This is a genomic window from Jeotgalicoccus sp. FSL K6-3177 (genome assembly GCF_038050175.1).
Classification (GTDB): domain Bacteria; phylum Bacillota; class Bacilli; order Staphylococcales; family Salinicoccaceae; genus Jeotgalicoccus; species Jeotgalicoccus nanhaiensis.
This window is the reverse complement of sequence record NZ_JBBOSK010000001.1, coordinates 2147989-2172845: the sequence shown is the minus strand read 5'-3', so window position 1 is coordinate 2172845 and position 24857 is coordinate 2147989. Positions and strand designations below refer to the sequence as shown.

The following is a 24857-nucleotide window of genomic DNA, read 5'->3' as shown; positions in this document are numbered from 1 at the left end:
ATTCACTCTGTATAAGAGCGGAGAACTTTAATATAATGAAGGTAATGTATCACGATGGCATCCAAATGACTGAAAGGAGAAACATCAATGAAAAAACTCTGTATATTACTGGCCACGATACTTTTACTCACTGCTTGCGGCAATGAAAACGACGAACAAGTTCAAATGTCAGGCGGCGAAGAAATGCGCATCATCTCACTGATGCCGAGCAATACTGAAATTATCGCCGAGCTTGGGGAAACGGACAGTCTTGTCGGTATTACAACAGTCGACGATTATCCTGAAGACCTCGGCGAAGACCTGACGCGTCTCGATACCTTCGCACTCGATGAAGAGGCGATGACGGCACTCAACCCGACGCATATTATTTCACATGCCTCAGGTCATGACGCAAATGCGGATATAATCACAAGAGCCGCAGAAAGTACCGGCGCAGAGGTCCTCGTTGTTGATGATGCCGAGGAAATCGATGAGATTTACGGCACCATTACCGATATTGGAAGCTTTATCGAGAGAGAAGAAACGGCAGAAGAATTGAATGCATCACTGCAGCAGGAAGTTGAGGAAATTCACAATCAATATGGCGGAGAGGAAACAGAGGATAAAACGCTTATTCTGATTTCTACGGCGCCGGATATATACACTGCAGGAGAGAATACTTTTATCGATGATTTTCTGGATACATTAAATATTGATAATGCTTTCGAAGATGTGACGGGCTATCCGGCGGTGACATCGGAAGATGTGATAGCCCGCGAACCGGAAATTGTACTTTCAACACTCGGTATCAGCAACGAAGAACTCACCCATGCACTTGATGAAATTTCCGGTCTAAAAGGCGCAGCAATAACTGAAAAAGAAAACCAGTGTACACCGGATCCGAATCTGGTCTCGCGTCCGGGACCGAGATTTACTGAAGGACTGACTGCGATCGCAGAGTGCGTGTATGAATAAAACCAACTGTATACTCGTATTTCTGCTGATTATCAGTGTGGTGCTGAGCATATTTACCGGGTCGGTAAATCTCGGAGATATTAATAATATGCAGGCCTTCACTATTATGCTTGATGTACGGCTGCCGAGAGCGCTGATGGCAGTCTTAACAGGAGCGGCGCTTGCCATGAGCGGTGCGGTTTTTCAGATTATCTTAAAAAACCCCATGGCCGACAGTTTTACCCTGGGTATGGCAAATGGTGCGGTGCTCGGTGCGGCGGTTACTGTAGTTACAGTGATTCCCGCAGCTTTTGCGCCGGTTTTAAGTATCGTGCTCGGTCTTGCCAGCCTGCTCGCTGTTCTGTTGATTGCGCGGAAGCTTGATTTAACTTACAGGCCGGAAACACTGATTATTACGGGTATTCTGCTCGGCGCCTTATTATCAGGTGTACTGTATATTATTATTCTGTTATTTCCGGAAGATACTGCGAATATTGCCCGCTACATGTTCGGCTCGCTTGGGGGAGCAGACTTTAGCCGGATATCGGTGCTGCTTATACTGACCTCGGCGGCATTCATTATTCTGGAACGCTGCGGCCGGGTGCTCGACCTGCTTAAACTTGGCGATATAAGAGCGCATGCGCTCGGTGTCAATGTCAGTGTAATACGGCCGGCCCTCTTGATTACGGCATCTGTGCCGCCGCTCGTTGCCATCAGCTACACCGGCATTATTGCCCTTGTCGGCATCATTATTCCGCAGATTATTTTATATGTTAAACCGATGGCTTTCCGGCCTCTCTTGAAACGGTCGGTTTTAATCGGCGGACTGTACGTTCTTATCGTCGATACACTCGGCCGGACGCTCATTGCGCCGCTGCAGATTCCGACAGGAGTCATGGTCATGCTGTCGGCCGTCCCGCTTTTTATATTTCTTCTTTATAAACGTATTCTCGTGAACGCACGTTAGCGGGATGATGATTAAATATTCTGACAGAATATTGCTGATTAATTAGTAAACCCGCGTGAAAGAATGTTATATTTATAAAAAAGGGGAGATTTGATGAATAAAGTTTCAATAGAAGATATTTTCAAAATTAAATCAGTGTCATCGCCGAAAGCTGTTCCAAATACCGGCAAAGTCACTTACCTTGTGACAAAGACAGATGAGGAAAAGGATACTTACTATTCCTATCTTCATAATTTCGACGGCAGGGGTAATATCCAGCTTACATATAAGGATGAGACGGTAACAAATGTCGCTCATTCGCATGACGGAACGATGACTTTATTTACAGCACCGGATGACGATAAAAAATCACAGGTTTTTATACTGAGACACGCCGGCGGTGAACGCGAGCAGCTGACGCACGAAGACGATGGGGTATTCGGCGCTCAATTCTCGCACGACGGCCAGTCGGTGTTTTATCATGTTTCAAGTGAGAAGAATTCTGCAGACAAAAAAGATGAAGATGACAAAGACGATAAAGATAAAAAGCCTGAAGCGGCAGTGATTACCCGCATGAAATATAAAAGTGACGGCGGCCCAGGGCCATATGGCGTACTAACAGAAAAATATACTGCGGTAAAATCAATCGATATTCAATCCGGCGAGACTGAGACTGTGCTTTCCGGTGACGAAAACTTTACACTGTACGATGTGTTTGAAGGCGGTTTTATATATGCGACAGATAAGAGCGAAAATCCGGATTTTAATTTCGCGCAAAAACTGTATCTGCGTACTGGCGGAGAAGATAAATTAATTCGCGATGATGCGAGTTTTATGAAAGCGGAAATTTCCGGAGACCAAAAACATATTTTAATGACGCTCATGACGCGCAAGTTTAAAAACGCAACGCATCCGCATATCGAGGTTTATGATATAAAGACAGAAGAGAGCATCGACGTCACGACGAAACTGGATAAGCCGGTCGGCGGGCTGGTGGCACAGGATACTCAGCAGAATGCCGAAGGCAATACAGCAGAATGGATCTCAAATAATGAATATGTATTTCTCGTTTCAGAATTCGGCAGCGTCAACTTATATAAAGGTGATGTAGAAGGAAATATCCGTCCGCTGCTCCGCGGCGAGCATAATATTTTCGGCATGGATGCGGACAGTGAAGCGGCTTACTTAACGATTTCGACTCACGTCTCACCGAGCGAACTGTATAAGTTTGATTTTAAAACTGAAGAATTATCGCAGCTGACAGAAATTAATTATGATTACGTGACAGATACAGAACTTGTTAAACCGGAACCGGTTGAGTTTTCAAGTTTTGACGACACAACCGTTCACGGCTGGTTTATGAAACCCGCTGGATACGAAGCAGGTAAAAACTATCCGATGGTAACAAATATTCACGGCGGTCCGCATGCGCTGTATGCAAATACGTATTTCCATGAAATGCAGCTGATCGCAGCAAAAGGATATGCAGTATTATTCATTAACCCGAGAGGCTCTCACAGCTACTCCCAGGAGTTTGTTGATGCTGTCCGCGGCGACTACGGCAACGGCGATTACAAAGATATTATGAGTGCTGTAGATTACATTACGGATAAGTATGACTGGATTGATAAAGATAATCTTGGTGTGACCGGCGGCTCTTACGGCGGTTTCATGACGAACTGGATTGTCGGACAAACGAACCGTTTTAAAGCTGCGGTTACACAGCGCTCAATCAGCAACTGGATCAGTTTCAGAGGAGTTTCCGATATCGGTTACTACTTTACGGAATGGCAGATTTTAGCGGGACTCGATAATCTCGACAAACTGTGGCATCATTCGCCGCTGAAATATGCGAAGAATGTCGAAACACCGTTATTGATTCTGCACGGCGAAGAAGATATCCGCTGTCCGATTGAACAGGCGGAGCAACTCTTTATTGAGCTGAAATCTCATGAGAAGGAAACAGAATTTATCCGCTTCCCGGAATCTTCTCATGAACTGTCGCGCTCAGGGAAACCGAGCTTGAAAATGCAGCGGCTGTCTCATATCGTGCGCTGGTTTGATCAGTATTTAACTCAAAATTAATGGGAGGAAGATATGTATGACAAGTAAAATCGAAGCGCTCGCAGAGAGCGTTAAAGCAGATTACTCTCTTATTTCCGATCCGGTAAATATTTTTTATTTTACAGGGGTGCACTTAAACCCGCATGAAAGACTGCTGCTGCTCGTCGTCGATAATAAGACACTCGAGACAGCGATGATTTTCCCGGCACTTGATGGAGAAACTGTCAGAACCAATACCAAACTGACAACCTACCTGCCGCACGACGATAAGGATGATGCTTTTCAGTATGTGTTTGATACAATAGCCGAAAACAAGACAATTGCGGTTGAAGGAGAACATTTAATTTATTCGAGATATTTGCGGCTGATTGAAAAATATGCGCCGGAAAGTATTTCAACACTCGATAATGAAGTGAATTATCTCCGCGGCAAAAAGAATGAACACGATAAAGCGGAAATTCAGCGCGCGGTCGAGATGACAGAAAGAGCGCTGGAAGATTTAAAAACGATTACTGTCGAAGGTAAAACCGAAATGGAAATTTCGGACTTTCTTGTTAAGCAATTTAAATCGTACGGTGCAGCTGGTCCGAGTTTCGGTCCGAGCGTGCTTGCCGGTAAAAAATCCGCCATGCCGCACGGTGATACAGGAACAGATGTTATCAAGCGCGGAGACTTCCTTTTGATTGATTTTGGTGTCGTTTCAGATACAGGCTATGTGTCGGATATGACGCGCACGTTTATTGTCGGAGAGGCAACCGCGGAACAGGAAAAAATTTATAAAACTGTACTGGTATCAAATCTCGAAGGTATTAAAGCATCACAAAAAGGTACGGTGATGGGAGATATCGACCGTGCTTCGCGCGCTGTAATTGAAGAAGCGGGCTACGGTGAATATTTCATGCACCGTATCGGCCACGGCCTCGGACTCGATGTGCATGAAGCGCCGTCAGTGCACGGCGATAACACGGACAAGCTTGAAGCGGGCCATGTGATTACGATCGAACCGGGTATTTATATACCTGAAATCGGCGGTGTACGCATCGAAGATATGCTGTATATTGACGAAGATACAACGTATAATTTTAATAGTTTTCCAAAAGATTTTGAATCGATGATTATTAAATAATTAATTTAGGAGCTGCAGCAAAAATGACAAACAAAACAAGAATTGAAGCTGATTTTCTTGGAGAAAAAGAAATTGATGATAAGGCATACTACGGGGTGCAGAGTCTGCGCGCTTTAGAAAACTTCCCGATCACAGGTTACCGTTTAAATACTGATTTAATCCGCGCCCTGGCAATGGTTAAGAAAGCCGCGGCGCTTGGAAACTTCGCGAACGGTGTGCTGGAAGAGGATAAAAAAGATGCGATTGTGCAGGCGAGTGAAGAAATCATTGCAGGCCAGTGGCACGACGACTTTATCGTCGATCCGATTCAGGGCGGGGCAGGCACTTCGACGAACATGAACGCGAACGAAGTGATTGCCAACCGTGCACTTGAAATTATGGGACGCGAAAAAGGCGACTATGACTTTATCAGCCCGAACAACCATGTGAACATGTCCCAGTCGACAAATGATGCCTTCCCGACTTCCCTGCACGTGGGTCTCTTAATTCATGCAGAATCACTGCTTGAGACGATGAATACAATGCGCCAGGCATTTGAAGCAAAAGCTGTTGAATTTGACCACGTTATTAAAATGGGACGCACGCACCTTCAGGATGCCGTGCCGATCCGTCTCGGCCAGGAATTCAGCGCCTATGCGAAGGTTTTGTCGAGAGACATCCGCCGCGTGTCGAACTCGCTTGAAAATCTTTATGAAATTAATATCGGTGCAACCGCGGTAGGGACAGGCTTAAACGCGGACCAGAAATACATCGATACAGTAGTTGAAGAGCTGAGCAAAATTTCAGGATATAAGCTGAGATCTGCTGAAAATCTGGTAGATGGAACGCAGAATACTGATACATATACGGAAATTTCTTCAGCCTTGAAAATTTGTATGATTAACATGTCGAAAATCGCAAACGACTTCCGTATGATGGCATCAGGACCGAAAGCGGGCTTATATGAAATTAACCTGCCTGCGCGCCAGCCGGGCTCATCAATCATGCCGGGCAAAGTCAATCCGGTTATGGCTGAAGTGGTAAACCAGATTGCTTTCCAGGTGATCGGCAATGACAATACAATCAGTCTGGCGTCAGAAGCCGGACAATTCGAACTGAATGTAATGGAGCCGGTGCTTGCATTTAATCTGATTCAGTCAATCGACATTATGAACAACGGTTTCAAAGTATTCACTGAAAGATGTATCGCGGGCATTACTGCAAACGAAGAACAGATGAAATCTTACGTTGAGAACAGCATCGGTGTAATTACAGCGCTTGTACCTCACATCGGTTACAAAAAAGCATCAGCAATTGCAGTAGAAGCCATCCAGACAGGTGCTCCGGTCCGCCAGCTGTGCTCTAAGCATGAAGTTCTTACAGAAGAACAGCTTGATCACGTGCTGAACGCATTTGAAATGACGAATATCGGCGTATCGAAACTGCCGAAATAATTTTTATATTAAATATGATAAAAATCTCCCGTGCTTTCCCGGGGCATTCCTGAAGTCTTCAGCAGATGCTTTTCCCCGGGGAGTCACGGGAGATTTTAATTTAAATTATTCTTCTAAAAAGAGGTAGTGCTCACCGAGGCCAAAGTTTTTATAAACATTCGTCAGTTGACTTGTCTCGTCACCTTCATTTAATTCACCATCAGATACTGTTCCGCTGTACGAAAAATATTCATCATCACTTTCTTCAAATTCAGTAAAATCAATTGTCATCGAAGCATCCCCATCTTCGACAGTAATTGATAAATTATTTTCTTCTAAAGAATACTCCCCTGGATATGTAGCGCCGTTAAATGTTAATGTGACATCGCCTGCTGATTCAAAATCGAGTACCGGTGTATTGGATGTAAATTTAACTTCCTTATTCTCAGCATCTTCCTCAGAAACAGTCGGATTAGGTAAAGTAAGCCCCAGAGTTTTACCATCGAGTTCAGACTCTTCACCGCCGCATCCCGCCACTGCCAAAAGAACAACACTTAGTACTGTCAGTAAAATTTTGTTCATAAATGCATCCCCTTAAGTTTATTGTAAATATCAATATAACATTAAATGTAAAATCTTTCTTTTTGGAAGAAGGAGGAAAGTATTAAAAATTTTATGAAAGAGAGAGTATTGTGCTCCGGATACATATGATCTCCGTTCATATCAACCCCGCGAGTCTGGGATACATATGAAACTCTGTCATGACAATCCTGCGCGTCTCGGATACATATGATCTCCATTCGCACCAACCCTGCGAGCTTGGGATACATATGAAACTCTGTCATGCCAACCCTGCGCGTCTCGGATACATATGAAACTCTGTCATGCCAACCCCGCGCGTCTGGGATACACATGACACCCGCTCACACCAACCCCAGCGCCGCCACCCTCGAACTCCACGGGCAAATAAGCATCACGGGATGCATTTACTCCCGGTTTACGTGTAAAATAGAAGTAATGATTATAATGAAGAGGGCAGGGAGGCAGACAGCATGGATATACAGACTTTTTATCAAACGTATTTAAGTGAAAATGAGCTTGTACGGGCAAGTTTGTTCAACTCGGGCAATTTTGCGACGAATGATGCACTGATAAAATATAAGGTGGATGAATTGGAGTCACAGTCCGCTTTGCATGAAATGTTCGAGCATCTGTCGATGGCGGAAGCGAAGCTTTTGAGGCGTTTATCGACTGAGACCGCATATGATAATGTGCACAGAGTGTCGTATCTCCCCGGAAAGTATCCGACACTGATCGACTATCAGTATATTCTGGAGGATAACGGCACAGAAGGGGTTATTCATGCGGAAGTAGTCAATGTGCTGAACAGCGCACTGCAGGAAACCGGTATATTTCCCTATACGCCGATGTCGATTCCTGACAGCGAAACGATTGGGCCGCAGGATGTATCAAAACTGGATAAAATATATAACGGGCCGATTTACTGGCTCTACAATAATTTAACATTTAAAGATCTCCGCAATGTGATGTCAAAACTGAACATCAAATCAATCGGACAGTATAAAGATGATTATTTAAATGAAGTCATTGCGCATCTCACGGCGCCGGAATATCTGCCGGTCGCTCTGAATCATCTCGATGAAGTGGCCTATGCTCAAATCAGAGATAACATTAAAAAAGATTACTCGGTCTATGAAAATCATCCGCGCTGGCAAACGGCGCTGGAAACCGGTCTCCTCGTTAAAGTGCATCAGGATTATCTCGTGATGCACCGGGATGTGCTTCGCGCGCTTAAAAAAGTGGATTTCAGCAAAATTGGAAAAGAAGTACAAGCGGAGACGCCTGAGAATTACAATGCCTATCATATTACATGTACGATTAATGGCTGTGAGGAAATTTCCCGGACGATTGCTATTCCAACACGCCTGAATTTCCTTGAGCTTGAAATTATTATTTGCGAAGCATTTGGTTGGAATAATATCGGCAGCGGCCAGTTCATAACAGATAAAAATCTAATCGCGTATGATGAAGCGGGTGCACACAAAAATGCTCTGATGACTGATGTATATTTAATTAATGAATATATTCAGTACCTGTATGATTCTGAGGATGATTACGTCGTGGACATTATACTCGATACCGTGACGAATATAACGAAGCCGATTCCGGAAGTTGTGAGCTACGGGGGAGCAGTGCCAATTGAAAATATCGGCGGTGTTACTAAACTCATCGAAACTTTAAACATTCTAGAAGATAAAAACCATCCGGACTACGTAAATGTCTACGCCCATGCACGCCGGAAGAACTACCGGGAACGCTATCCCGTCAGTGCGGTGAACAAGAAACTCGCACGGCTGTTCAACAGAGGCAATCCAATCACTTAAGGAGGATAACGATGGATTTACAAACCTTCTACAAAACTTATTTAACGTATTTACATCTGGACAAAGTAGGTGAATCCTTATCCCGGCTCGAGAAGCTGATAGAAGAAAAAATAGAGGAAGCAAGTTCAGATGACTATTTGACGCTTCTCGGTGACAGTTTAAGAATGGAAGAAATTGAATTGATTAAGCGATATTCAAATGCACTGACCGGGGATAATATTATTACTATGCCGTTCAATCCGGATGAGAATCCGTTTTTAATCTATAATCATCATCTGCTGTATATCGGTGACGGTATGGCAGTTATGCATGAGGAAGTAATCGACGGTATTTTAAGAAACTTCGGTTCGGTCATTCATCTGGCGCCGCTGCCTGACGGCATCAGTGTATCAAACGTTACTTTAAATAACGCGGAATATACGACGACCGTCAATCTGCTGGATTATCCAATTATCGAGTTTTACGAACTGCTTTTAACTGAAGATCATATGAATCTGGTTGCAGAAAATCTGGATCTAGATTTGGAAGAGTACAGCACGCGGGCCCAGATTATTAATGCGATATCGAAGCGGCTCGTGCACAAATCTTACATTAAAGAAAAACTTAAGATGTTTGAAGACGAAGAAATCGCACGTTTTAAAGATAAAATTCGGCGGGGTGAAGTTTTATTTACCGAAGAAGAGGGCAACTGGGATACCTTCCTTGCTACGGGAATTATCATGCCTTATCTACCGCAGGCAGCGATTCTGCCGCTTGTATTATTTCATTTCTTCAGAGAAGAAATTTTTAATTAATTCTAAATAGGAATAGGCATAAAACCGGCTTTGTAATACAGCGGTCTCTCAGAAGAGGGACCGCTTTTTGCTGTCTGTGTTTATCTTGTTAGAGGTGGGGAATTGATAACAAACAATCATGTAAAGGATGTGTCTAATTTGCAAGCAGTTACTGTACAGGGAAAAAACAAAGTCAAAGTCAAAAAGATGAAGGCGCCGGAAATCCAGCAGGGTACAGATATGATTATAAAAGTGACGTCGACCGCAATCTGCGGATCAGACCTTCACTTATACCGCAAAAACATGCCAATTACGAATGATTATATTATCGGTCACGAACCTATGGGAATTGTTGAGGAAGTCGGTCCCGGAGTGAAGAAAGTTAAAAAAGGAGACCGTGTTGTTATTCCGTTTAACATAAGCTGCGGACACTGCCACTTCTGTGAGAATCAGATGGAAAGCCAGTGTGATAACTCCAATCCGCATCAGGATACAGGCGGTTATTTCGGGTTTTCAGAGCAGTTCGGAAACTACCCGGGCGGTCAGGCAGAATATTTAAGAGTTCCTTACGCTGATTTCACTTCTTTTGTTGTTCCGGAAAGAAGTGAACTGGAAGATGAAAGCGTGCTTTTCTTGTCGGATGTAATGCCGACAGCTTACTGGAGTGTTGAAAGCAGCGGTGTTAAAAGCGGAGATACAGTAATTGTATTAGGCTCCGGACCAATCGGACTGATGACACAGAAGTTTGCTTGGATGAAAGGCGCAAATCGTGTTATCGCTGTCGATAATAATGAGATGAGGCTCGCACACGCTAAGCAGACAAACAATGTAGAGGTATATAACTACAAACAATTTGATAACCTCGGCAAACATCTTCATGAAATTACAAAAGGCGGCGCTGAAGTCGTTATCGACTGTGTCGGCATGGACGGTGAAATTACCGGTAAAGACCGCATCAAGACAATCGGCGGCCAGGTCGGTACGATTGACCCGATTATTATGGCGACAGATATGGTGAAAAAATTCGGCACCATCCAGCTGACAGGTATATACGGTACGCCAGCGACGGGATATCCAATCCACAAGATTTTTACACGCAACGTAACAGTCAAAGCAGGCCAGGCACCGGTGATTCACTATATGCCGGAGCTGTATAATATGGTGGAACAGGGCAAAGTCGATCCGACGGATATTATTACGCATAACGTGCCTTTAAAACAGGCGGAAAAAATGTACAAGATGTTTAACGACCGTGCAGACGGATGTATTAAAGTAGTGATGAAACCGTAAATTTGAGCTCGCGGCGGCACAGAAAGTGTGGGTGCGCGCCACCGAGAAACCACGGCGGCACGGAAAGTATGATTGTGTGCCACCGAGAAACCACGGTGGCACAGAAAGTGTGGGTGCGTGCCACCGAGAAACCACGGTGGCACAGAAAGTGTGGGTGCGTGTCACCGTGCTTCTTTAAATTCAAAAAAATGCTGATTCCGTAATGGAGTCAGCATTTTTCTTATTCATTCTCGAGTTTCTTAATATATTCATCCAGCTTCTTCTTATCTTCTCCGGAGATTTTCGGGAACCGGGGGTTGATATCTTCCAGTGTATGAATCATCGCTTCTGTTATAATCCTGCGCGTATGCCATTCGTCATCTGCCGGAAGAATATACCACGGACTGTGTTCTGTAGAAGTATTGTTCAGCATATCTTCAAAAACTTCCTGATATTCCTCCCATTTTTCGCGGTCATCGATATCCGAAAATGAAAACTCCCAATGCTTATCGGGGTTTTTCATCCGCTTTAAAAAGCGTTCTTTCTGCTCATCTTTCGACATATTAAAGAAAAATTTGACGACTGAAAATCCATTTTCAGATAAATATTGCTCATAATTATTAATCTGGCGGTAGCGTCTCTGAATCTCGGCATCGTCATCATCTTCCAATAAATCATGAATGCGGGTAGCAATCACATCTTCGTAGTGGGACCGGTTTAAAATCGCAATCTGCCCGCGTTCTGGCTCACCGTCGTGAAGCCTCCACAAGTAATCATGCTTCTGCTCGGTTTCACTCGGCTTGCCGTAAGTAGTCACCTTAAGCCCCTGGGCGTTTAAATTTGAAAAAATATAGGAAATTGCTTCATCTTTCCCCGCGGCATCAATCGCCTGAAGGACAACCATAATACCATTTTTTCCTTCGGCATGCAGTTTCAGGTGAAGTTCTTTCAGTTTCTCCACCAACGGAGGAATAATATTTTGTTCTATATAATCGTTCTCTTCCTTTTTTCCGTCGGAACATTGATGATCTTTTAATTTTATATTGGCATTGTGAGGTACTTTATAATCAAATAAATTCATCGGTCACACTCCTCTTTTAGTGTATGACCTGATATACCCGTTTAAAATCGGGGGAAACCTGTTTACTCGGTCAAAGAGCCGAGTTCTTTGTCCTGGCAGAACGTTTACTCGGTCAAAGAAGCGAGTTCATCACCATCACCTAATTCAATTCCGCAGCCTTTTCCCGTGATGACTTATTAAGCCGGCCATAATCAGCAGCCAGACAAGTACCGCTGCAAAAATAGTCACATGCGGAATAATCATTAAAAATTCGAGCTCCAATGCCATCGACAAATTCGTCGTGCCGACTGTATACATCGCAATCGGGAACGCCATGCCCCACAATTCAGGAGTATAGGACAGGGGATAGCGGTTTACTATATGACGCCATACACCAAGTATAATTAACAGAGGAATCCACCAGGTGCCAAGTGCCCAAAAGAACAGTGTAAATCCTTTAATGAAGATTTCCAGTTCCGGAACGATGCCTGAACCGTTAAGAACAAGAACAGAACCGGCGAGCGTTGTAATCGCAAGCGCACCCATACTGATCCAGTAGGGCGGGGTTAACGACATTACTTCGATTTTTAAAAACATCAGGCGATAAAAAATAAATGCGATGATATTTAAATATAAAGCACAGCCTAAAAGAAAGAGGCATAACGAGATAAAAATCATCACTTCAGCGAAATCAGTACTATTTGCCGCCAGGGTGCCAAGCACGGCAAGTGACTGTGTAGATACGACGACGAGGAGCCAGCCGCCGTTTACCGATTCATCAATCAGCGGTTTTACTCTTTTAATAATGATTAAAGTGAAAAATGTATACATCAATATTATCCAGATTATAAAAGCCGCCAGCCAGAATATAAAACCTGTCTCAGTCATATTTTTTATAATGACAAACTGGCTGCCTAAAACGCCTGAAGCGGCGATTAAAGTGAAAAATCCCGGCCCTTTACCGTTATCATTTAGATCTTTCATAAAATCACGGGTATTCAACAGTAATCTTAAACCGTTCAATACGAGCAGCAGCACGAATATAAAAACATTAAAATACATAAGCAGTTCTGCTGCGAATAAAATATCCAAATACCATAAGGATAATGATAAAGCGCCGGTCGCCATTACCATTGCAAAATAGCCGGGGTATAAATGGCGGGACTGGCGCTGTAAAAATTCAATCATGTTTTTCACGCTTTCTTCATAGTAAATAAAATCAATTCCATCGGAATTATTCTTCGGTTTTCCCAAGCTGACGCTCTCGGGTTTCCTGAATCAGCCATGGGCTGTCTTTTTCCGCTTCCAGCCGTCTGTTATCTTCTTTAATCCTATCAAGGACAGTTCTCATCTCTTCATTTTCCAGCAGATAATTCTCCTGTTTCAGCCGCTGGAGTTCAATTTCTTTATCGATATGCTTTAATTTAAGTTTTTCCATATCTTTACGATGGTTAAAATAATTATTAATTACTCCGGCAGAAATACCGGCGAGTATAATAATGAGTAGCCACATAGTTTTTCCTCCTAAAGGAAATTATTTGTTATTGGTTATATGTGTGTAATGAATAAACGTTTTCTCTTAGTTTAAATTATACATCATCTTTTGCAGGAGATACATTACGGAATAAACGGGAAGAGAGGCTGCTGTTTTTTCTATCTCTTAAAACAAAAAACAGGCAAATCCTCTCGGATTCACCTGTCCTATTATAGATTTGTTAAGCAAACATCTTCATAACGCCACCTGCCACTGCTAAATCAAAGTAGCCTGCGCCGACGCATTTATAAATCGTGATGTCTGTATCGTTTTGGCGCAAATAGCCCTGGTCGTATATTTCAGCGAGTGTACCTTTGATGTCATCCCAGCTGATTATTCCGGCTTCCACCGCATCAATCAGTTCTCCGGCTTCGTCTTTCACACCGTCCATGTCATCGACATAAATATGATCGGCACGTTTAATTGCGGTGCGGTCCATTTCTTTCATTTCATGGGTGAATGACCCCACACCGTTAACGTGAGTGCCTTCTTTAAGAAGTTCACCATTATACACCGGAGTCTTGCTCTGCGTGGCACAGTTGATAATATCGCTCTGTTCAACGAGTGCATCCACGTCCGTCATCACTTCGATATCAGCCCAGATACCGAATGTTTCGAGCCGTTCCTTAAACTGCTCAGCTTTTTCCGGTGTACGGTTATAGAGATAAATTCTCTGGATATCGCGGACTTCCACAACACCTAATACCTGTTCGAAGGCCATATTGCCCGTCCCGATTACACCGAGTGTTCTGGCATCTTCACGTGCCAGTTTATCAGTGGCGATGGCTGTCATCGCGCCGGTGCGGAGTCTCGTTAAATACGATGCGTCCATCGTCGCCTTGTGGGCGCCGTCTGTCAGGTCTGTTACTAAAATATTCCCCTGCGTCGTCGGCAGGTTTTTATTGTTAGGAAAAATAGACACTGTCTTAATTATCGATACCTGCTGAGTTAAGCTGATGCACGGCATGTAAAGCATCGAGCTGTCTTCTCCTGCAGGCAATACGGTACGAATGGATTCCACAATATTGTCTTCGTTATAATCTTTTAAAATCGCGTTGACGTCTTTGATTGCATGGCTGATTTTATATTTCTCTTCTATTTCTTTGTCTGTCAATGTAATCAATGTATTCACTCCATCTATTATTATTCGGCGTTCATTAATTTTTCTTCGCTGATTAATCTATCCTCTTTATCCTGCGCCGTTTCTCCCTGCAGTGCAAATACCGCAATCAGCGAAACGACGGCTGTCATAATGATGTAAAGCGATACCGGTATACTTGAGCCGTCAAACTGATTCATCAGAAATTCCGCAATCAGCGGCGCAGATCCTCCAGCCACTGCGGCACCAATCTGATAACCGAGTGTTACACCAGTATAACGTACTTCCTTGCTGAATGACTCGGAGAACATCGTACCGAGAATCGCTGTAATCGGCGGCCAGATTACAACCAGTCCGATAAAGGTTGCTAAAATAACGAGTATCGGTTCATGTGTATTGACGATAAAAAAGTACGGAAACGCATAAAGCAGCATCGCCGCCGCGCCGATCAGAAACATTTTTCTCCGGCCGACTCTGTCCGACAGACTGCCCATTACGGGAATCATAATCGTTGTGAGCACGGATACCGCCATAATCGACAGCATCATAAACTCAAATGATACATCGAGACTTGCGACCCCGTAACCGACAATGAAGGTCGTAAAGATATAGAACGGGCCGGTTTCAACAAATTTCGCCCCGGTCGTAATAAGCACTTCTTTCGGGTGTTTCTTAAATATTTCAATGATAGGCAGTCTTCTGACTTCATTTTTCTCTGCAGCTTCTTTCTGCATGGCCACAAAGGCGGGTGTTTCGTCGAGCCCTTTACGGATTAGCAGTCCGACAATAACGAGCAGCAGACTGAAGATAAATGGAATCCTCCACCCCCATGCGAGGAACATCTCTTCAGGCATAATCCAGGTCAGTAAAAAGAAAAAGCCGTAAGCAAGCACAAGGCCGATAGGAATTCCCATCTGCGGGAAACTGCCGAACAGCCCGCGCTGGTTTTTCGGCGCGTATTCGGTGGCGAGCAGAAGGGCGCCGCCCCATTCGCCGCCGATGCCTAGACCCTGAATCAATCTGAACAGGAGTAAAAGAAGCGGTGCGGCAACACCGATTTGAGCATATGTAGGCAGTAAGCCGATGCCGGCTGTAGCGAGCCCCATGAGGCTGAGTGTAATAATTAATGTTTTCTTCCGTCCCACTCTGTCACCGATATGTGCAAAGATGACTCCCCCTAAAGGACGGATAAAGAATGATAAAGCAAGCCCGAAGTAGGCAAGTATAGTCGACAGAAATGCATCGTCGGTCACAAAGAACTGCGTATTAAAGATGATGCTAGCAACCGCCGCGTACAGGAAAAAGTCGAACCATTCAATTGATGAACCGATTAAACTTGCTGATAATACTTTTCTTCTCAATTTTCTATCCATAGTAAACCTCCCCTTTGTATGGCTATAGATTAGCACAGATTAAAATTCATGCCTATAAAAATTATAATATTCAGGCATTAATAGAAAATGGATCTGATTATCTCAGTATTAAGTTGATTTTTAATACGGGATGACGTAAGCTGTATAAGTAAACAAATTACGATTCCGTAGCTCAGCGGGAGAGCGCTTCGTTGACATCGAAGAGGTCGGTGGTTCAATCCCACTCGGAATCATTAATTGTAAAAATGCTGTATGATGTGCCCGCATCATGCAGTTTTTTTGTATTCAATATTATGAACGATTATGCTTAACTGGATAGAGAAACGGGTGTTTGAGAGCAAAAGTGTATACATAAAGGTCGTGATAATTGTGGCTGAGATAATTGCATCACTGCACGGAGCAGGTAAGAAATTTTTCTTTAATCAGGTGCTGACAAATATTAATTTAAAGGTGCAAAGCGGGGAAATACTGGGGCTGATTGGACCGAGCGGTTCGGGGAAGACAACTTGCATCCGCTGCATGCTCGGCATGGAAGATTTAACTGAAGGTGAAGCGTTGGTGCTGAATGAGGAGATGCCAAAGCGGAAAGTGCTGGACAGAATCGGTTATATGGGTCAGGAAACGGCGCTCTACGAAACATTGACTGCCCATGAAAATATGGTATTTTTCGGCCGGCTGAAAAATTTAAAAGGAGAAGAACTGAAAAAAGAAATCGATAAAAACCTGAAACTCGTTGAATTGGAAAATACAGGCGGTAAAACGGTCTCAAAGTTTTCAGGGGGTATGAAAAGGAGATTGTCACTCGCAATCACCCTGCTTGGCAGTCCCGGTTTTATCGTACTGGATGAGCCGACGGTTGGGATTGATCCAAAGCTCAGACTTTCGGTGTGGCAGCAGCTGCGGGAATTCGCCGGCAGCGGTGCGGGAATTATTGTGACGACACATGTGATGAGCGAAGCGGAAAAGTGCGACAGGGTGGCGCTGCTGGTTGAAGGGAAAATTTTTGCACAGGGCACGCCAAAAGAACTGATGACTGAATTTAAGGCGGCTTCAATCGAGGAAGTATTCATCAATATGGAGGTGGATTCATGACGCGTCTCAGTGCAATCATTGTAAAAATAATCAGGGAGCTGCTCCGGGATATCCGTACTCTAGTGCTGATGATGCTGGCGCCGCTCGTTGTGATTACACTGATGTATTTTATATTCGATGTGAATAATGAAGCGGATATACGTCTCGGTGTGCCGGATACGATTGATCAGACCTTTGTTGAAGGACTGCCGGATGATGTGGAAGTGGTGCCGTATGAACTGGCTCCGACCATGAGTACTCTCTTGGATAATGATCAGCTGGATGCTTTTGTAAATATAACGGATGAAAAGATTGATGTGACCTATAAAAATGAAGATCCGTCGAAAACGGGCGCGGTAAAACAGGTCATCCGTGCAGGTCTCGAGGAAATGAAGGATGAACAGCTGAAAGGGATATTAGGGGCGCTGCCTGAAGAGGCTGAATTGCCGGTTATGAGTATGGAAGAAACTTATTTGTACGGCAGCGAAGACAGTACATTCTTTGATAAGATGTTTCCGATTCTAATTGGTTTTTTTGTATTCTTTTTTGTCTTTCTGATTTCCGGCATTGCTCTGCTTCGTGAAAGGACGATGGGAACGATGGAAAGAATGCTTGCGACATCGGTGAGACGGAGTGAAATTATCATCGGATATTTAAGCGGATTCGGGATTTTCGCGATGCTGCAGACGATTATCATCGTCTTATATTCGATTTACCTGCTGGATATGAATATTGCAGGGAACATCGGCTGGGTGCTTGCTATTAATATACTGCTGGCCTTAAGCGCACTCGCTATCGGTATGTTTATTTCGACATTTGCGAATACGGAGTTCCAGATGATGCAGTTTATTCCTCTGATTATCGTGCCGCAGATATTTTTCTCGGGTATTATTCCGCTCGATAATATCGCGGACTGGATCAGTGTAATCGGCTATGCCTTTCCGCTGAGATACGCAGGAGATGCGCTGACGGAAGTGATGATTAAGGGTAATGGATTTATGTATATATGGGAAGACTTGCTCGCTCTGGCAGTATTCATTGCGGTCTTTGTGCTGCTGGATATACTGGGGCTGAAGAAATACCGCAGAGTTTAAATCTTTAAAAGGACTGATGACATGCTAAAGAAACTGAAAAACGTAATGCTGTATGTGGAAGATATTGATAGTGCGTTGGAATTCTGGACACAAAAGATGGACTTTACAGTGAAAGAAGAATTGAGTCTAATGGAAAACTTTAAAGGATATGAAGTGGCGCCGGATGAAAATTCGGAAACTTCACTGGTAATATTTCCGATTGCTTTTATCGAAAAATACAGCCCCGAAGTGAGTCTGGAAACGCCGTCGCTGATGTTTGAAGTCGAAAATATTGAAGCAGTATACAAAGACCTGAAGGAAAGAGACGTATATGTCGGAGAACTGGTGGAAATACCGGCCATGAAGACGTTTAATTTTTCTGACGGACAGGATAATTATTTTGCGGTGAGTGAAGCGGTCTAAGGATTGAATATAATAAGTAAACAGCAGGGGTATAATTTTTATGATAAAATTTGCGGAAATTAATGAAGATAATTATGAAAAAGTATTGAAGCTGAAGATTACAGATGAACAGGATAAGAGTAAATTCATTGCGCCGAATGTAAGGTCGATTGCCGATGCGTATCTCTACCGGGAAGCGGGGGATGTGTTTCCGTATGCGGTTGAAGACGGTGAAGCAGTTGTAGGCTTTATACTGCTGGATGAAGATGCAGAAGAGAAAGAACTGATGATCTGGCGGATGATGGTGGATAAAAACTATCAGGGTAAAGGATACGGCAGAGCGATTGTTGAAAAAGTGATGGAGATGTTTGAAAGCGATGACAGGTTTGATGTTCTCATTGCAGATTATGTGAAAGGAAACGAAGTGATGGGAACACTGCTCAGGTCGCTGGGATTTGAAGAGCAGGAGTTTGATGAAGAGAATAATGAGCATGTGATGTGGTATCGGAGCTGAAACTTTACTTTCGACAAGAAAAAGAATGCTGATTAAGCTGAGAGATTGGTCCGTCATTGAAGGCTAATCTCTCATATTATTATTCAACCCTGCGAAAGAATACGGTATGTACCCGCAAAAAGGAACAGTACAAACAGGCAGCGATGCGGATATCACTATTGTAGATATGGATCAAAAGTGGAAGATTGATAAACAGAAACTGCATAGTAAGAGTAAGGTAACTGCTTATGATGGAAAAGAAGTTACGGGTAAACCAGCCGCAACTATTGTAAATGGTGTAACTGTAATGGAGAACGGTGAAATTGTAGAAGAATTGCAAGGGAAACCTGTGTTGGTGAAAACGAATAGATAATAAATGAGATGTATCTATTTTTAGTAGATGCATCTTTTTAATAAGTGAAAAATAATGAGGTGACAGACAAATTATTGGTGTCAACGGAGTTTTAATAGAGAAGTTTGTTGAAAAGAATAGCAAACATGTGACTAGTTTAAAAGTAGTGCAAATATAGGAATGTGCTGTCTGTCGTACAACAAAATTTAAAAATCACTAGGGTATGGTTACTATTTTCGTATCAAGAAATATAACTACATTGCTTATCCAGTGTAAGAGCAGATATTATTTGTATCGAAAGAATAAACATGAAGCTTGTCAAACATTGAATATAAAGGAGGGAAAGTCATTAAAGAAAGTTACTGACAGAATAATAAAGATTAATTATCTTTATTTCGTTACGTCAATTAAAAAAGTATAATTAAAGTCATATAATTTAATCACTTATTTTTGTACGTCTTCTTTGTGGACGTGTTTTTTTTAGGTACTCTTTTCTTACCATTGAATGCAGTTGAGTAGTTGGTTTGCTCAAAATAATGGATTTAATATAGAGTGGTGTAATTTTACTGTGATGAATATTTTTTGTTACTGTTAAATGTCTAATTACCTTACTTATACTATTATAGATAGCATATTGTTGAATTATTAAATCTTCTACTGACTTTATAGGATAATTATCTACTAAGGATATGAAAGTAGATAGTTCTTCTAATTTTTTAATTGCTTCTTGATAGCTTAACATCTGTCTGGCCTCCATACTTTGAAATAATCCATTAAATTATATATGATTTTTAAGAAATACGTAAGATATATTTAACTTATATAAAAAAAGTGAGCAAAAATTAGAATAACTTTTTAATTGAGAAATGGAAAATATTGTGTGATATAATTTAAATCAGTTGTTTAAATATATCTTGCTAATTTAAAAGAATAGGTGGATATGAAATGGATATAAAAAGACAAGAAGAATTAATAGATATACTCACTCAATCATTAGAAGATGTTGAGAATGGTATAGAAGTATCAACTGAATTTTCGCGTATATTATTCCCTCCCGAAAGAAAAGAATATGAACTTAATTACAGTGGAAAAGAAAATGAATCTAAAGTTATTAACGAAACATTTGCAGCACCACTACAAGAAAGCAGAAAATTTGGTGAAGCTGGTGCTAATCAATGGCTTAATAAGATAATTTTTGGTGATAATCTGCAAACTCTAAAAACTTTAATAGAATTTAAAAAGAATGGGAAATTAAAGAATAGTGATGGAACTGATGGAGTTCGACTAGTCTACATAGATCCTCCTTTTGCAACAAAACAAGATTTTTCCAATAAAGATACTAAGGCGTATTCTGATAAGTTAAAGGGCAATGAATTTATCGAATGGTTGCGTAAAAGAATTATTTTACTACGAGAAGTTATGTCTGATGATGGCGTCATTTTTGTTCATATGGATTACAGAAAAATGCATTATATCAAAATCATTCTAGATGAAGTATTTGGTGAAGGTTCATTTAGAAATATGATTTCTTGGCGAAGAGGTGTTGTAAGAGGTAGAAAAGGTGAGGCAAAGTATATGCCTTTTAATTCGGACTACATCTTAATATATTCTAAATCAGACGATTCGAAATATAACAAAATAGAAACTACCAAATTGATTACTTTAGAAGAAGCCGCTGAAAAATATAAACGCGATGAACATGGTTATTATCGTCTCTCTGATAGAGGAAGTTATTCCGATGAGAAAATAATAGAGTTTGACAAAGAAAATCGTATTTATGTTTCTTATGGAGGAAAATTAATAGTAGATGAGAACAATAATGTAAGTACGACAAAGGGAAAAATAAATATAAAGTATTACCGAAACCAAATAGGTAATAAGATTGAGGAAATTTATCCAGCAGATAACATTTGGGACGATATAGCAGGATTAGGAGTTATGGCTAGCGAATCAGTTAATTATCCGACTCAGAAACCAATTAAATTATTAAAAAGAATAATCGCTTCAGCTTCCGATGAAGGAGATATTATTTTAGATTGTTTTGGAGGTTCTGGTACAACTGCAGCAGCAGCAGAAGAATTAAAGAGAAAATGGATCACCGTTGATGTTGGGAAATTATCAATTTACACTATCCAAAAGAGAATTTTGAGCATTGAAGATCATAATCCTTTTGCAGTTTATAATTCCGGTTTATATGATAATGACAAATTAAATAAATTCGATGAGGATCAATGGAAAAAGTTTGCTATGGCACTTTATAATGTTCAACCACTGGAACAAAAAATTAAAAACTTTGAATTCAATGGTATGAAAGATGGATCTTTAGTTAAAGTATATTCCCCTAATAATTTAAAAGATGCAAAAATTTCAGAAGATACACTCGAAGATATTTTACTACGAGTAGGGCACGCCTTAAATAATGAAGTTTATATAATCGCGCCTCAAGGAAAATTTACATTTGCAGTAGACGAATATGATAATGATGGAGAATGGGATACAACATTTAATATCCTCAGAGTACCTTACTCAATTTCTCAAAAACTCACGGAAGGATTTAAAGGTGCAATACAAGCTAACGATAGTGAATCTGTAAATGATGCTATCGATACTTATGGCTTTGATTTTATTCGTCCCCCAAAAGTAGAATTCTCAGTCAACGATAATAAATTAACGATAAATGAATTTGAGTCACTATCGAGACTTAAAGGAGTAGATCAAATATCTGGATTTGAGAGTTTTTCCATGCTACTAGTTGATTTAAATTATAATGGAGTATCATTCGATATGGACAAAGTCTATTATAATAAAGATTTTGATAACGAACATTCTATAAAATTTGAAAAAGAATGGTTAACTAAACAAGTGATGTTTATATTTATCGATAAATTCGGTAATGAGTATATAGTTACAAGAGGAGGTTAAAATATATGTCTTATAAAGAAAGTGATTTAGTATTAGAAGTTAGTAAAAATGTTGATCCAGAGCAATGGGACGAAGGATATTTTCAAAACTTTTTTGAGATATTATTCAGGGGTAGAACTTATCAAAAGCAAGCTGCAGAAACTGCACTTCGATTTATGAACGCAGGTGAATATCAGAATATATCTGATTTAGCTAAAGAGAATTTTGATAATAATCCAATCATTTCCGAGAGATGGAATTTTAATTTTAAATCCATGTTAAATGATATTGATTTATCAAGTAAGTTATCAGCTACTATTGATTTAGCAACAGGAACAGGTAAATCCTACGTAATGTTTGGTGTTGCTATGGTAATGTTAGCCACTCGAAAGGTCAAAAGAGTCTTAATTTTAACTCCAAGTATAACTATTGAATCTGAACTCACAAAAAAATTCAAAGAATTACTTGCTAATACTGAATTAATAAAGTCTTTAGGAGAAGACTTTATTCCTCCTGAAATAATTAATGGTGATGATACCATTGTTGAGAATGCTATTGCGATTGAAAATAGAGATGCAATTTATAAAGCACAAGCGTTTAGAAATTCAATTGTAGATAGTCTTATAGGAAATGGTGAAACGACATTAGTTTTAAATGACGAAGTTCATCATGTATACTATGCGGAAAAAAACGAATGGAAATCTTTTATTGAGGACGATGAGAAGCATAATATTAACTTTAGATATGTTATTGGATTCACAGGCACTCCTTTTAAGGGTAGTAAAAACAATGAATATTTTTCTAATGTTATTTATCGTTTTTCTTTAAGAGATGCCATTGACCAAAGTTTTGTAAAAGAAGTTGAATATATTTCAGAAGAAGATATACCGAATGACAAAAATGAGAGATGGCAGGTTATTCTCAATTCACATAATGATATTGCAAGAACAATTCCTAATGAATTAGGAATTAAACCTATAACGATAGTAGTGACATCCAATAAAACCTCGTCAGACTCTAAAGCTAAGCAATTTAAAGAATTTCTAAAAGAAAGTAGAAATTTAACGGATAGAGAAGTAGATAATATTGTACTGTCAGTTCATAGTGGAACAAAAGCTAGATTAGATAGAAAGAAATTAAAAGACGTTGATAATAAAAATAATCCAGTAGAATTTATATTTAGTGTTTCTATGTTAACAGAAGGATGGGATGTTAAAAGAATCTTTCAAATTGTTCCAGATGAAGAAAGAGCTTTTAATTCAAAACTACTGATAGCTCAAGTTCTCGGAAGAGGGTTAAGATGGCCAAATGGTTGGGATGCTCACCGGTTTGGTTCGCCAGTAGTAACAGTTTTCAATCACGAAAAATGGTCTTCAAAAGTTGAGTCACTGGTAAATGAAGTTTTAGAAATTAGAAAACTTATAAAATTACCGGTAGATGAAACGTCAAAATACAACTTTGAATTATATAATGTTGATTATTCACCAGAAAAAACTACTAGAGACTATGAAAAAATGGGTAGTTATAGTTTATGGGAGAATGGCGTTAACCTACCGACGGATGATTCTATAGGAGAAAGTAATATTACATTAAAAAATATAAGGAACAATAGAGATAGGACTTTCAAATCAAAGTATAAGCATGAAACGTATACAGTAGATGAAATGGCTTATATTCTCTATCATAGGTTCGAAGATTTAGAAGATGATAAAGAATATATAAAAGAGTATCAAAATTATTGGCCAGTAGATAGAATTAGAAAAATGGTAATAGAATCCTTAGAGAAAAGCGGAAATAAAGTAATAACTAAAAGCTTAAAAAATAAATTTTTATCTTCTATGAGTGTTATCAGTAGAAGATCATCTAAAGTAGTAACATACACAAGAGTACCTGACGAATTTCTATCAATCAATACTATAAAACTACCTAAATCTTCAAATGAGCTTTCTAACTTTCATAAGAATAAAGTATTATTCTATGATGATGATCTAGAAAACACTTTAAATAATAGTAAAGATATTGCCAGTTTGACTACCTTTAAAGAAATAATCGACTCAGCAAATGGTTATAAACACAAAAAGATAGAGAATACTTATTTATTTAAAACACCTCAAACTGGTATTGTTACAACTGGAGAACCAGAAAGGAGGTTTTTAGAGTATCTAACAGACATAGAAGTGTCCAAATCAATAGATTCATTTGTTAAATCAGAAGACATTAATTTTTACTCAATAGATTATACTTGGAAAAAAGGAACTCATTATAAAAATGGTCAATTCAATCCGGATTGGTTTATCAAACAAGATGACAATATTATAGTTGTAGAGACCAAAGATGATAGTCAATTAAGTGATCCAGATAGTGAGAACATTGGTAAAAATAAGGCAGCCTTAGAGCATTTTAACTTTATAAATAAATATTTAGACGAACAAGGAAGTAACATACAATACAAATTTATTTTTATTACTCCTAAAGACTATAAATTATTTTTCGATAAACTTAAAAATAAAGAAATCATGAATTATATAAGCAATCTTGATGTGAAACTTGCGGAATAAAAAATCTACCTCT

At 40.5% G+C, this 24857-nt stretch carries 22 protein-coding genes and 1 tRNA gene; 16 read left to right on the top strand and 7 right to left on the bottom strand.

Annotated elements, in window-relative coordinates; genetic code table 11:
* Positions 1-87: 87 nt before the first annotated feature.
* The 5 genes from MHH58_RS11085 to aspA all read left to right on the top strand — a co-directional run bounded on the left by MHH58_RS11085 (position 88) and on the right by aspA (position 6502).
* The gene (locus MHH58_RS11085; RefSeq protein WP_341345920.1) at positions 88-954 is read left to right on the top strand and encodes a helical backbone metal receptor; all 867 of its coding nucleotides are present in this window, start codon (positions 88-90) and stop codon (positions 952-954) included.
* Entirely contained in the window at positions 947-1900 is a 954-nt protein-coding gene (locus tag MHH58_RS11080; protein WP_341345919.1) for a FecCD family ABC transporter permease, read from the top strand. Before MHH58_RS11085 ends, MHH58_RS11080 begins: the two co-directional genes overlap by 8 nt.
* A 93-nt stretch (positions 1901-1993) precedes the next feature.
* Positions 1994-3964, top strand: a complete 1971-nt coding sequence (locus tag MHH58_RS11075; RefSeq protein WP_341345918.1) for a S9 family peptidase — start codon at positions 1994-1996, stop codon at positions 3962-3964.
* A 16-nt stretch (positions 3965-3980) separates the two neighbouring features.
* Positions 3981-5069 (top strand): aminopeptidase P family protein, encoded by a 1089-nt coding sequence (locus tag MHH58_RS11070; protein ID WP_341345917.1) that lies wholly within the window; start codon positions 3981-3983, stop codon positions 5067-5069.
* Between the two features lie 23 nt (positions 5070-5092).
* On the top strand, positions 5093-6502 hold the full coding sequence (gene aspA / locus MHH58_RS11065) for an aspartate ammonia-lyase (protein WP_341345916.1): 1410 nt from the start codon (positions 5093-5095) through the stop codon (positions 6500-6502).
* 105 nt (positions 6503-6607) lie between these two features.
* Here aspA and MHH58_RS11060 read toward each other — a convergent pair whose 3' ends face one another.
* Entirely contained in the window at positions 6608-7063 is a 456-nt protein-coding gene (locus MHH58_RS11060; protein WP_341345915.1) for a hypothetical protein, read from the bottom strand.
* Positions 7064-7533: 470 nt separating this feature from the next.
* Here MHH58_RS11060 and MHH58_RS11055 point away from each other — a divergent pair, with 470 nt between their 5' ends.
* The 3 genes from MHH58_RS11055 (at position 7534) to MHH58_RS11045 (ending at position 10949) form a co-directional block, all read left to right on the top strand.
* Positions 7534-8886, top strand: coding sequence for an IS1096 element passenger TnpR family protein (locus MHH58_RS11055; RefSeq protein ID WP_341345914.1), 1353 nt, complete (start codon positions 7534-7536; stop codon positions 8884-8886).
* An 11-nt stretch (positions 8887-8897) separates the two neighbouring features.
* On the top strand, positions 8898-9680 hold the full coding sequence (locus MHH58_RS11050) for a hypothetical protein (RefSeq protein ID WP_341345913.1): 783 nt from the start codon (positions 8898-8900) through the stop codon (positions 9678-9680).
* Between the two features lie 138 nt (positions 9681-9818).
* Complete coding sequence (locus MHH58_RS11045) at positions 9819-10949, top strand: alcohol dehydrogenase catalytic domain-containing protein (RefSeq protein ID WP_341346109.1); 1131 nt, start codon at positions 9819-9821, stop codon at positions 10947-10949.
* A 220-nt stretch (positions 10950-11169) separates the two neighbouring features.
* Here MHH58_RS11045 and MHH58_RS11040 read toward each other — a convergent pair whose 3' ends face one another.
* The 5 genes from MHH58_RS11040 to MHH58_RS11020 all read right to left on the bottom strand — a co-directional run bounded on the left by MHH58_RS11040 (position 11170) and on the right by MHH58_RS11020 (position 15994).
* Positions 11170-12009: a PPK2 family polyphosphate kinase gene (locus tag MHH58_RS11040; protein ID WP_341345912.1), complete on the bottom strand. Its 840-nt coding sequence runs from the start codon at positions 12007-12009 to the stop codon at positions 11170-11172.
* Between the two features lie 144 nt (positions 12010-12153).
* Positions 12154-13242, bottom strand: a complete 1089-nt coding sequence (locus MHH58_RS11035) for a tellurite resistance/C4-dicarboxylate transporter family protein (RefSeq protein ID WP_341345911.1) — start codon at positions 13240-13242, stop codon at positions 12154-12156.
* Positions 13223-13501, bottom strand: coding sequence for a hypothetical protein (locus tag MHH58_RS11030; protein WP_135098812.1), 279 nt, complete (start codon positions 13499-13501; stop codon positions 13223-13225). The genes MHH58_RS11035 and MHH58_RS11030 overlap by 20 nt, the downstream gene beginning before the upstream one ends.
* Positions 13502-13703: 202 nt before the next feature.
* A complete protein-coding gene (locus tag MHH58_RS11025) occupies positions 13704-14645 on the bottom strand; it encodes an ornithine cyclodeaminase family protein (RefSeq protein WP_135098814.1) in 942 nt (313 codons plus the stop codon).
* Positions 14646-14665: 20 nt separating this feature from the next.
* On the bottom strand, positions 14666-15994 hold the full coding sequence (locus tag MHH58_RS11020) for an MFS transporter (RefSeq protein WP_135098816.1): 1329 nt from the start codon (positions 15992-15994) through the stop codon (positions 14666-14668).
* A gap of 161 nt (positions 15995-16155) precedes the next feature.
* Here MHH58_RS11020 and MHH58_RS11015 point away from each other — a divergent pair.
* The 6 genes from MHH58_RS11015 to MHH58_RS10990 all read left to right on the top strand — a co-directional run bounded on the left by MHH58_RS11015 (position 16156) and on the right by MHH58_RS10990 (position 19406).
* Positions 16156-16227: transfer RNA gene (locus MHH58_RS11015), tRNA-Val, on the top strand.
* A 136-nt stretch (positions 16228-16363) separates the two neighbouring features.
* Entirely contained in the window at positions 16364-17086 is a 723-nt protein-coding gene (locus MHH58_RS11010; RefSeq protein WP_341345910.1) for an ABC transporter ATP-binding protein, read from the top strand.
* The gene (locus MHH58_RS11005) at positions 17083-18159 is read left to right on the top strand and encodes an ABC transporter permease (protein WP_135098818.1); all 1077 of its coding nucleotides are present in this window, start codon (positions 17083-17085) and stop codon (positions 18157-18159) included. The genes MHH58_RS11010 and MHH58_RS11005 overlap by 4 nt, the downstream gene beginning before the upstream one ends.
* 21 nt (positions 18160-18180) lie before the next feature.
* The gene (locus MHH58_RS11000; protein WP_341345909.1) at positions 18181-18561 is read left to right on the top strand and encodes a VOC family protein; all 381 of its coding nucleotides are present in this window, start codon (positions 18181-18183) and stop codon (positions 18559-18561) included.
* Positions 18562-18601: 40 nt separating this feature from the next.
* Positions 18602-19054, top strand: coding sequence for a GNAT family N-acetyltransferase (locus MHH58_RS10995; protein WP_341345908.1), 453 nt, complete (start codon positions 18602-18604; stop codon positions 19052-19054).
* A 73-nt stretch (positions 19055-19127) separates the two neighbouring features.
* Positions 19128-19406 (top strand): amidohydrolase family protein, encoded by a 279-nt coding sequence (locus MHH58_RS10990; protein WP_341346108.1) that lies wholly within the window; start codon positions 19128-19130, stop codon positions 19404-19406.
* 415 nt (positions 19407-19821) lie between these two features.
* Here the strand turns inward: MHH58_RS10990 and MHH58_RS10985 are convergent, their stop codons facing one another.
* Complete coding sequence (locus MHH58_RS10985) at positions 19822-20127, bottom strand: hypothetical protein (RefSeq protein ID WP_341345907.1); 306 nt, start codon at positions 20125-20127, stop codon at positions 19822-19824.
* A gap of 203 nt (positions 20128-20330) precedes the next feature.
* Here MHH58_RS10985 and MHH58_RS10980 point away from each other — a divergent pair, with 203 nt between their 5' ends.
* Complete coding sequence (locus MHH58_RS10980) at positions 20331-22307, top strand: site-specific DNA-methyltransferase (protein WP_341345906.1); 1977 nt, start codon at positions 20331-20333, stop codon at positions 22305-22307.
* Positions 22308-22312: 5 nt separating this feature from the next.
* Positions 22313-24844 (top strand): DEAD/DEAH box helicase, encoded by a 2532-nt coding sequence (locus MHH58_RS10975; protein WP_341345905.1) that lies wholly within the window; start codon positions 22313-22315, stop codon positions 24842-24844.
* Positions 24845-24857: the final 13 nt, after the last annotated feature.